This window comes from bacterium, assembly GCA_041648665.1.
Lineage (GTDB): Bacteria > UBA10199 > UBA10199 > 2-02-FULL-44-16 > JAAZCA01 > JAFGMW01.
The window spans coordinates 1-9340 of sequence record JBAZOP010000106.1 but is presented as its reverse complement, the minus strand read 5'-3'; the positions used below and the strand labels follow the sequence as shown (position 1 = coordinate 9340).

8 protein-coding genes are annotated in these 9340 nt (G+C 61.5%); 5 read left to right on the top strand and 3 right to left on the bottom strand.

Annotation, left to right across the window (positions count from 1 at the left end; genetic code table 11):
- From WC683_17830 to WC683_17810, 5 genes are all read left to right on the top strand, one after another.
- On the top strand, positions 1–1055 hold a 1055-nt coding region (locus tag WC683_17830; GenBank protein MFA4974470.1), incomplete at its 5' end, for a sigma-54 dependent transcriptional regulator.
- Positions 1056–1071: 16 nt separating this feature from the next.
- Entirely contained in the window at positions 1072–2814 is a 1743-nt protein-coding gene (polX, locus tag WC683_17825; GenBank protein MFA4974469.1) for a DNA polymerase/3'-5' exonuclease PolX, read from the top strand.
- Positions 2804–4906 (top strand): acetate--CoA ligase family protein, encoded by a 2103-nt coding sequence (locus WC683_17820; GenBank protein MFA4974468.1) that lies wholly within the window; start codon positions 2804–2806, stop codon positions 4904–4906. Before polX ends, WC683_17820 begins: the two co-directional genes overlap by 11 nt.
- Positions 4907–4926: 20 nt before the next feature.
- Entirely contained in the window at positions 4927–6801 is a 1875-nt protein-coding gene (locus WC683_17815) for a GNAT family N-acetyltransferase (GenBank protein ID MFA4974467.1), read from the top strand.
- Positions 6802–6881: 80 nt separating this feature from the next.
- On the top strand, positions 6882–7115 hold the full coding sequence (locus tag WC683_17810) for a ferredoxin (protein ID MFA4974466.1): 234 nt from the start codon (positions 6882–6884) through the stop codon (positions 7113–7115).
- A 9-nt stretch (positions 7116–7124) separates the two neighbouring features.
- Here WC683_17810 and WC683_17805 read toward each other — a convergent pair whose 3' ends face one another.
- From WC683_17805 to WC683_17795, 3 genes are all read right to left on the bottom strand, one after another.
- Positions 7125–7949, bottom strand: a complete 825-nt coding sequence (locus WC683_17805; protein ID MFA4974465.1) for a hypothetical protein — start codon at positions 7947–7949, stop codon at positions 7125–7127.
- Position 7950: 1 nt separating this feature from the next.
- Positions 7951–8643, bottom strand: coding sequence for a DUF3047 domain-containing protein (locus WC683_17800; protein ID MFA4974464.1), 693 nt, complete (start codon positions 8641–8643; stop codon positions 7951–7953).
- Positions 8644–8675: 32 nt separating this feature from the next.
- Positions 8676–9340: RluA family pseudouridine synthase (locus WC683_17795; GenBank protein MFA4974463.1), on the bottom strand; the 665-nt coding region annotated here is incomplete at its 5' end.

Sequence of the window (9340 nt, the reverse complement as noted above, 5' to 3'; positions counted from 1 at the left end):
TGGTCAAGCCGATAGATTTCGGCGCGCTGTGGGTGAAGCTGGGAAATGCGATAGAGTCGAGAAAGGCCTTCAGGACCATAGCGCAGTTCGAGCAGGAGGTGGCCAGGGAACACGGGTTCGATCGATTGACGTGCAGGAGCGATATCATGAAGGCGATCGTGCTTCAGTTGAAGCAGCTGTCGGAGAGCGACGCCACGGTGCTCATCACCGGCGAGAGCGGAGTGGGCAAGGAGCTTGCGGCGACGTCGATCCACTACAACGGCCCGCGCAAGCTGAAGCCCTTCGTTGCCGTCAGCTGCGCCGCGATGCCGGAGACCCTGATAGAGAACGAGCTCTTCGGTCACGAGAAGGGCTCGTTCACCGACGCCGTGGAGATGCAGCACGGAAAGTTCGAGCACGCGAATGGGGGCACGGTATTCCTCGACGAGATAGGCGATCTTTCGCAGGGCCTGCAGACGAAGCTCCTGCGGGTGCTGCAGGAGAGGTCATTTCAAAGGATCGGTGGCGTGAAGGAGATAAGCGTGGACGTGCGCGTGATCGCGGCCACGAACAAGGATCTGGAAGCTGCGGTTGAGAGGAAGGAGTTCCGGTCGGATCTGTTCTACAGGCTCTCGGTGCTGCCCATACACATACCGGCGCTCAGGGAGAGGATGGAGGACGTGATCCCGCTGGCTCAACACTTCCTGAAGATTTTTTCGCTCAAGGTGGGCAAGCCCTTCACCGGGTTTTCAAAGGACGCGGAGGATATGCTCATGTCCTATGCATGGCCCGGGAACGTCCGCGAGCTGCAGAACGCTATAGAGAGGGCCGCGGTCTTCGGCCGGCCGCCCGAGATAAAGGCGTCGAACTTATCCCTGGGAGTGCTGGAGACCCAGACGCGCTCCGGCCCCGGGCGGATGAAGGCCGGGTCGCTCGAAGAGCTGGAGGCGAAGCATATCGAGACCATGCTGCGGAAATTCGAGTGGAACATCTCAAAAACTGCGGAAGTTCTCGGCATCGGCCGCGACACCCTCTATCGCAAGATCAAGCAATACGGAATAAAACAGAACCCGTGACGGGTCACGGTTTTTTATGGACAAGGCACAGATCGCAGAAGCCCTCCATGAGCTGGCGGTCCTGATGGAGCTCACCGGCGCAAATCCGTTCAAGGTGCGCGCCTACGAGAACGCAGCGCGCACAGTGGACGGCCTCGCCGAAGAGATCGGTCCGCTCATAGAGAAGGACGCGCTGGTCGAGATCAAGGGGATCGGCCGAAATCTGGCCGATCACATCGCGGAGCTCTACAGGTCCGGCGAGATCGCGGAGTATGCGGGTCTCAAAAAATCGGTGCCCGAGGGCGTGATCGAGATGCTCTCCATACCCGGCCTCGGGCCCAAGAAGGCGGCGCATCTCTGGAGGGGGATGGGGATCAAGAGCGCTGGCGAGCTCGAGTTCCTATGCAAGCGGCACATGATAGCCGGCGCCCCGGGCTTCGGCGCAAAGACGGAGGAAAAGATCCTCGCGGGCATAGCGATGCTGCGCCGCTTCGCGGGGAAGCGCCTGTTCTCCGAGGCCGCGGCGCAGGCGAAGGCCGTTCACGAGATGGTGGAATCGTGGCCGGAGGTTGATCGCTTGGAGGTGGCGGGATCCGTGAGGCGTCGCAGGGAGGTGGTGGGCGACGTGGATATGATCGCCGCCTCGACGGATCCGGTCAAGGTCATGGATCGCTTTGTCTCGATGCCGATCGTGGAGCGGGTCCTCCAGCACGGAGAGAAAAAATCCGAGGTGATACTCGAGTCGGGCGTGCAGTGCGACCTCAGGGTCGTTACCGAAGAGCAGTTCCCGTTCGCCCTCCACCACTTCACGGGATCCAAGGAGCACAACGTCCGGATGCGCGCGAGGGCCAAGTCCATGGGCCTCAAGCTCAACGAGTACGGCCTCTTCAAGGAAGGGTCCGAAAAATCGATGAAATGCGCGGACGAGGCCGCGCTCTTTGCGGCGCTCGGCATGGACTATGTCGAGCCGGAGCTTCGCGAAGACATGGGCGAGTTGGAGGCGGCGGAGGGTAAAAAGCTGCCGAAGCTGGTGGAGGATGGGGATCTCAAGGGCGTGCTGCACGTGCATTCGAATTACTCCGACGGAGAGGCCTCGATAGAAAAGATGGCCGAGGCTGCGCGCGTCATGGGCTTCGAATACCTGGCGATATGCGACCACAGCCGAATTTTGACCGTGGCGCACGGGCTTACGCCTGCGGACGTGAAGAGGCAGCACCGGGAGATCGACGCGCTCAATAAAAAGTTTAAGAACTTTCTTGTGCTCAAGGGCATCGAGGTGGACGTGCTGGCGGACGGATTGCTCGACTTCGAGGACGATCTCCTCGCCGCCTTCGACATCGTGATCGCCTCGGTGCATACGCGTTTCAACATGCCTGAGGAGGAGATGACGAGGCGCATCATCAAGGGGATATCCAATCCGTTCGTGCATGCGCTCGCGCATCCCACCGGAAGGCTCCTGCTCGCGCGGGACCCCTACGCCGTGGACATGAACCGGGTGCTGGACGCGGCTGCCGAGCTGGGCGTGGCCATGGAGATCAACGCGCACCCGCAGAGACTGGACCTGGACTGGCGCTGGTGCAAGCGCGCCAGGGACAAGGGCGTGAAGTTCATCATCTGCCCTGACGCGCATTCTCCGGACGACATGGGCTTGATAGGTTACGGCGTGAACGTGGCGCGCAAGGGGTGGCTCGCCAAGGGCGATATTCTCAATTGCTTTGATGCCCATAAATTGCTTGAATGCCTGAACGGAAAGCGATCGGAGGAGGGCCGTGTTAAATAAACTTTTCATGCCGCGTTCTGTGGCCGTGGTCGGGGCGTCCCGCGAGGAGGGCAAGGTCGGCCACTCCGTCGTGAAGAACCTCGTGGAGCACGGCTTCTCCGGCGATATATATCCCGTGAACCCGAAGGCGCCGGACGTGATGGGGCGCAAGTGTTACAAGGATTTGAGAGAGGTGCCGGACGGGGTCGACCTGGCCGTGATCGCGGTCCCGGCGAAGCTCGTGCCCGAGATCATCGAGGAGTGCGGCCGCAAGGGTATCGGCGCGGCCATCGTCATATCCGCCGGATTCAAGGAGGTGGGCGCCGAGGGGGCGGACCTCGAGAAGAGGCTCTACAACGCGGCGATGACGAGCGGCGTGAGGGTCCTGGGCCCCAACTGCCTGGGGCTGATCAACACCAAGCACAGGATGGACGCGTCGTTTGCGGCCAACCATCCGGAAGAGGGGGACATAGCCGTCATCTCCCAGTCCGGGGCGCTGTGCACAGCGATCATCGACTGGTCGCTCCGCAACCACATAGGATTTTCAAAGCTCATCAGCATCGGGAACAAGGTCGACATAGACGAGGAGGTGCTGATCGAGGAGCTGGGTGAGGACGGCGATACCAAGGTGATCGTGGGTTACCTCGAGAACATAATAAACGGCCCGCATTTCATGCGCTCCGCGGAGCGGGTGACCAAGCAGAAGCCCGTGATCCTCATCAAGGCCGGCACTACCGCGGCGGGGGCGGCTGCGGCATCGTCCCACACCGGCAGCCTCGCGGGCGCGCGCATGGCTTACGAGTGCGCGTTTCGCAGCAGCGGCATAATACAGGCCCCTTCGCTCGAGGCGCTGTTCGACTATGCGCAGGCCTTCTCCTATCAGCCGCTGCCCGGCGGCAGGCGCGTGGCCGTGGTCACGAACGCCGGCGGGCCGGGCATCATGGCGGCGGACGCGGTGGAGAACGCAGGGCTCTCGTTCGCAAAGCTTTCCAAAAAGACCGAGGAGAAACTCCTCTCATTCCTGCCCGCTGCGGCCAACGTCCACAACCCGATAGACATACTGGGCGACGCGAAGGCCGAGACCTACGGCAGGGCGCTGGAAGTGGTGCTCAAGGACGAGGGGGTGGACGCGGTCGTGGTGTTGCTCACCCCCCAGGCCATGACCGACGCCACGGAGGCCGCGCGGGAGGTCGTATCGGTGTCGAAAAAATTCGGGAAGCCGGTCTTCGCCTCGTTCATAGGCGCGGACAGGGTCGCCCAGGGCATCGAGATCCTGCAGAGGGGCAAGGTGCCGTACTATCCCACGCCCGAGCGCGCGGTGGAGGCTCTGCTGGTGACCTCCGATTTTGCGAAGTGGCGCGAGAGGCCGCCGCGCGTGATCACGCGCTTCTCGGTCAACACCACGAAGGTCGACAGGGTCATCAACCTCTGCCGCAAGAGGGGCCAGTTCAACGTGGGAGAGCAGGACTCCAAGGCGATCCTCGCCGCCTACGGTTTTTCCGTGCCGAAGTCGGTCCTCTCCCGCAGCGCGAACGAAGCGGAGTCCGCGGCTGCGACGATCGGTTTCCCGGTGGTGATGAAGATTGTCTCGCCCGACATAGTGCACAAATCCGACGTCGGCGGGGTGAAGGTGGGGCTGGCGGGGCCGTCGGACGTGAGGGATGCATACGAGCTCATGATGACGCGCATACGCCAGCGCGAGCCGAAGGCGAGGCTGCAGGGCGTGCTCGTGCAGGAGATGGTGAAGGGCGGCCGCGAGATAATAGTGGGGATGACGCGCGACCCGCAGTTCGGGCCGATGCTCATGTTCGGGCTCGGCGGCGTCTACGTGGAGGTGCTGCGCGACGTGTCGTTCCAGCTGGCCCCCATCACGCGCGACGAGGCGTACGAGATGCTGGTGGGCACCAAGACTTACAAACTGCTCAAGGGAGTGCGCGGCGAGAAGTCCGTGGATATGGATCTGGTGGCGGAGTGCATAAGGCGCATATCGCAGCTCTCCATGGACTTCCCCGAGATAGAGGAGCTCGACATCAACCCTCTCAACGTCTCCAGCGACAGGGCGAGCGCTGTGGCGGTGGACGCGCGCGTAAGGATCAGCGGCTTATCATCCTGAGCCGATAAGGGGAAGAGGTCATGGCGGAATCGACGGACTGGAAATCGAAATACGCGGGCAAGGTTGTCACGGCTGCTGAGGCGGTCTCGCACATAAGGCCCGGCAACAAGATATTCATCGGCACCGGGTGCGCGGCCCCGCAGGCGCTCATCGAGGCGCTCACGGAGGGGAAAAGCGACGTCTCCGACGCCGAGATCTATCACCTCCTGACCATGGGCGTGGCGCCCTACGCGCGCGAGCGTTTTTCCCAGAGCTATCGGTTCAACAGTTTTTTCATAAGCGAAAACGTCCGCGACGCGGTGCAACAGGGGCTGGGAGACTACACGCCCGTGTTCCTCTCCGAGCTCCCCAGACTCTTCGAGTCCGGCCGGATACCTCTGGACGTCGCCCTCATACAGGTGACGCCTCCGTCCGAGGACGGCATGGTGAGCCTGGGCGTGTCGGTCGACATCGTGAAGAGCGCCACTGAGAACGCGAGCCTGGTCGTCGCCGAGGTCAACCCCAACATGCCGTGGTCGCACGGCAACTCGCTGATCCCGGTGGATTTCATCGATTATATGGTGCCGTCGGAGAGGCCGCTCCTGGAATATCATCCCGTCGAGGTAGACGAGACGATAATGCGGATAGGCAGGCACGTCGCATCGCTCATCGAGGACGGCTCCACGATAGAGCTGGGGATAGGCGCCATACCGCAGTCGATACTGGAGTTCCTCAAGGACAAGAAGGACCTCGGCATCCACACCGAGATGTTCACCGACCAGCTGATGGAGCTCATCGAGTCCGGCGTGGTGAACGGCTCGAAGAAGGTGCTGGACCACGGCAAGGCGGTGGCTTCGTTCGTCATGGGGACCCAGAAGCTCTACAGGTTCGTGGACAGGAATCCCGCGATAGAGCTGCACCCGTCGGAATACGTCAACGACCCCTACGTCATCAGCAGGCACCCCAAGATGGTGGCCATAAACGTCGCCCTCCAGGTCGATCTGACCGGGCAGGTCTGCGCCGATTCGCTGGGGCACAAGTTCTACAGCGGGATAGGGGGGCAGCTCGACTTCATAAGGGGGGCTGAGCGCTCGATCGGCGGCAAGCCGATCATAGCGATGAAATCCACGGCCATGGACGGCACGGTTTCGAGGATAGTGCCGTTTCTGAGCGAGGGCGCCGGAGTCGTCACCACGCGCGGCGACGTGCACTACGTGATAACCGAGTACGGAATCGCCGATTTGTACGGAAAGAACATACGCGAGCGCGCCATGGAGCTCATGAATATAGCCCACCCAAAATTCCGAGCGGAGCTCCTGCGCAAGGCGAAGGAGTTCAAGTACGTCTACGAGGACCAGATCGAGCTGTCGTGGGACAGCGTGCGCTATCCGGAGGAGTTGGAGCGCTGCCAGGTGATAGCGGACGGAAGCCAGATATCGTTCAGGCCGATCAGGGCCACGGACGAGGAGGCGATCAGGGAATTCTTCTATTCGCTCTCGTCCACGAGCGTCTATCATCGTTTTTTCCAGCCGGTGAAGAGCCTGCCGCACTCTCGCGTCATGCCGCTGGTCTCCATCGACTACGACAAGGACATGGCGATCGTGGCCACCATCCAGGACGTGGCCGGAGATAAAATACTCGCCGTGGGCCGCTACATGCGCGGATCCAAAGAGGAGAAGATGGCCGAGGTCGCGTTCCTGGTGAGGGACGAGTGGCAGAATCGCGGGATAGGCCGCTCGCTCCTCATGTTCCTGATTGAGATTGCGCAGAAGAGCGGGATCGACGGTTTCGTGGCGTCGGTGCTGCACGAGAACAAACAGATGATGTCGGTCTTCCGGGCCGCAGGTTTCGCGCTCAAGACCACGTTCGAGGACGGGATATACAGCATCTCCTTCCGTTTCAACGAGAAGGGCTGAGGCGCGGGGAGCTTTGCGCTTGACATGCCGCTGCTGCGCCGTTATCGAAATCGGCAACTTGTTCACGAGGGGGTGGACTGATGGCGAACCGCGAAGACAGGGTTCCGGAGAACGTCGAAGGCCGTTTCTATGTGGATACTCAATGCATCGACTGCAACCTTTGCCGCGATATCGCGCCTGTGAATTTCATGCACCAGGAAGAGGCGGGCTATGCGTTCGTGGGCAAACAGCCGGAAGGGGTCGAGGAAGAGGCTCAGTGCAAAGAGGCCATGGACTCGTGCCCTGTGGAGGCCATAGGCAACGACGGCGAATGACCGGGGCGCTTATTTCGCCGGTTTCCGGTTTTCGATCTGGAGCCTCGGGTCGGAGCTCTCCGGGACGCTGAGAGTGAGTTCCTTGTCCTTCCTCTCCTTTGACAGCGAGGAGAGCATCTCCTTATAAGCCGGGTCCGATTCGATATCGTGGAAGTCGTCCCCCACTTCGAGCCATACGAGGGTCGTATTGGGGTTCATCTCATAGGCGCTTCTGATCGCTTCGCTTGCCTTCCCGGCGTCGCCCATGGCGGCGTAATATGTTGCAAGATATTCGGCTGACTCAAAGTCGCTGCGCAGCATGAACTTGTCGATCTTGTCGAACAGCTTCCTCGCTTTTTCTCGGTCGCCCATGGAGGCGTGTAACGCGGCGGTCAGGAGGTCGCACTCGGCCTTGTGTAACACGGTTCCGGCTCGTCTCGCCTTTTTGTAATTTTTCAAGGCCTGGTCTGCGTATTCCTCATTCGTGATTCCTCGCGCCTTCAGGAAGAGAAAGAGGTTGTGGAAGGCGATGCCGAGGTTCTGGTGGTGCTGGTGCTCTTCCGAGAGGTTGGGCTTGTCGCCTATTTGGGAGAGCACGACGCTGGTGGCGATGCGTATCAGGTAATTGTTCTTGGGACTGGGGGGTTCCTCTCGCAGCGCGATCACCGCGGAGGAGAGGTCTCCGGCCGCTATGGCCTGAATAACGCTCTGCGGTATCTCGCGGGGGGCCGCCTTTGCCGCCGTCTTTGCCGCTGCCTTCGCCGTCGGTTTGGCCGCTTTGCCTTTGGCCAGCGCCTGCGGCGATGCGAGGGAGCACAGGAAGAGCGCTGCGACGATTATGCCCAAGCTCCGCATGTCAGCTTGCCTCTCTTGAGATCGTGAAGTCGGCGTAGTCGCAGGCCGACGGTTTGTGCGTGGCGTTGCCGTCGGTGAGCAGGCCTATCCCCGACGGGTTCTTGTCCAGCTCCTTGCCGAAGAGCTCCTTGTAGTCGCGGGCCACGTCGACCGTGTGGCTCACCCACTTGCCCGCCCCCGCCCGCCCGCTGTCCAGGACCTTGACCATGAGTTTCCCGTCGCGCTTGTTTACGACCTTGCCTACGGGGAGCGTCGTGCTCCAGACGTATTTGATGGCGATCCCCTTGTAGCGGCCCACCACCACATAGACTGCACACGCGCTGTCGTTGAAGGCGGTCGTCGCCTCGTTACCCCCTTCGGGGAGTTTTTGCGCCCGCCATCTCCACGAGAGCATGGGCCTTTCCTCTGTATTCCAGTCGAAGTTCAAGAATATCTGTTCGGAGAGGTCTTTGTCGTCGTCCGCGCGGATGAATTTTGCGCCGTTCTCCTCGGCCACGCTGTAGACCTTTGCCGCTTCATCGCGATGCGTGGGCCATGTGCGCCAGAGCTTCGGGAAGGTGCCGACCTTGCTGCTGGAGAGGTCGTCCAGTGCCAGCCCCTGAGAGCCGCCCCCGGCCGTGTCGCCGACTAAGATGACTGAGGCCGCCATGAGCACGGCCAGGGCTGCGAAGGCCGATATGATGGATATGCGCATGCCAGGGGGTATAGAGGCAGAGGGGTGCTGTGTCAACGCTCCTTCTCCGGGCGGAGCTTAGAGAGCGCCGTCTGAAAATCCGGAGGGAGCGGCGATTCGAAGGTCATCAGCTTATTCGTGAGAGGATTGACTATGGAGATCTTCGCGCTGTGGAGAAGGTGTCTGGCCGGAGCGAGCGGATCCTGCCCCCTCTTCCTGGGGTTCCTGTATATCGCGTCGCCTGATATCGGGAAACCGATGTGCGCGAGGTGCACGCGTATCTGGTGCCTCGCGCCGGTCTTGATCGTGACCGAGAGCAGCGCGTAGCGCGCGTCCTTCATACTGTAGCGCTCCAGGACCTCGAACGAGGTGTGGGCCGGCCTCGCCGAGAGTTCTTTCGCGAGAGACTCCGTCTCACATGCGACCATCTTCTTCGCCTTAGAGGGGTGATGCGCGATCGGCGCGTCGACCATGCCGCGGTCGGGCGGCTCTCCTATCACCAGCGCGAGGTAGCGTTTTCTGATTCCCTCCTCTTTGAACTGCCGCCTGAGCCCTGAATGCGCGTCTGTGGTCCGCGCCGCCACGACGATGCCGGAGGTCTCGTTGTCCAGGCGATTCACCAGCCCCGCCTCGCGCGGGTCCTTGCCGATCTTGGTCTGTTCGGGATTCCGCTCGGCGAGCCAGGCGGCGAGGGTGCCTTGTTCGCCTTCACGGAGAG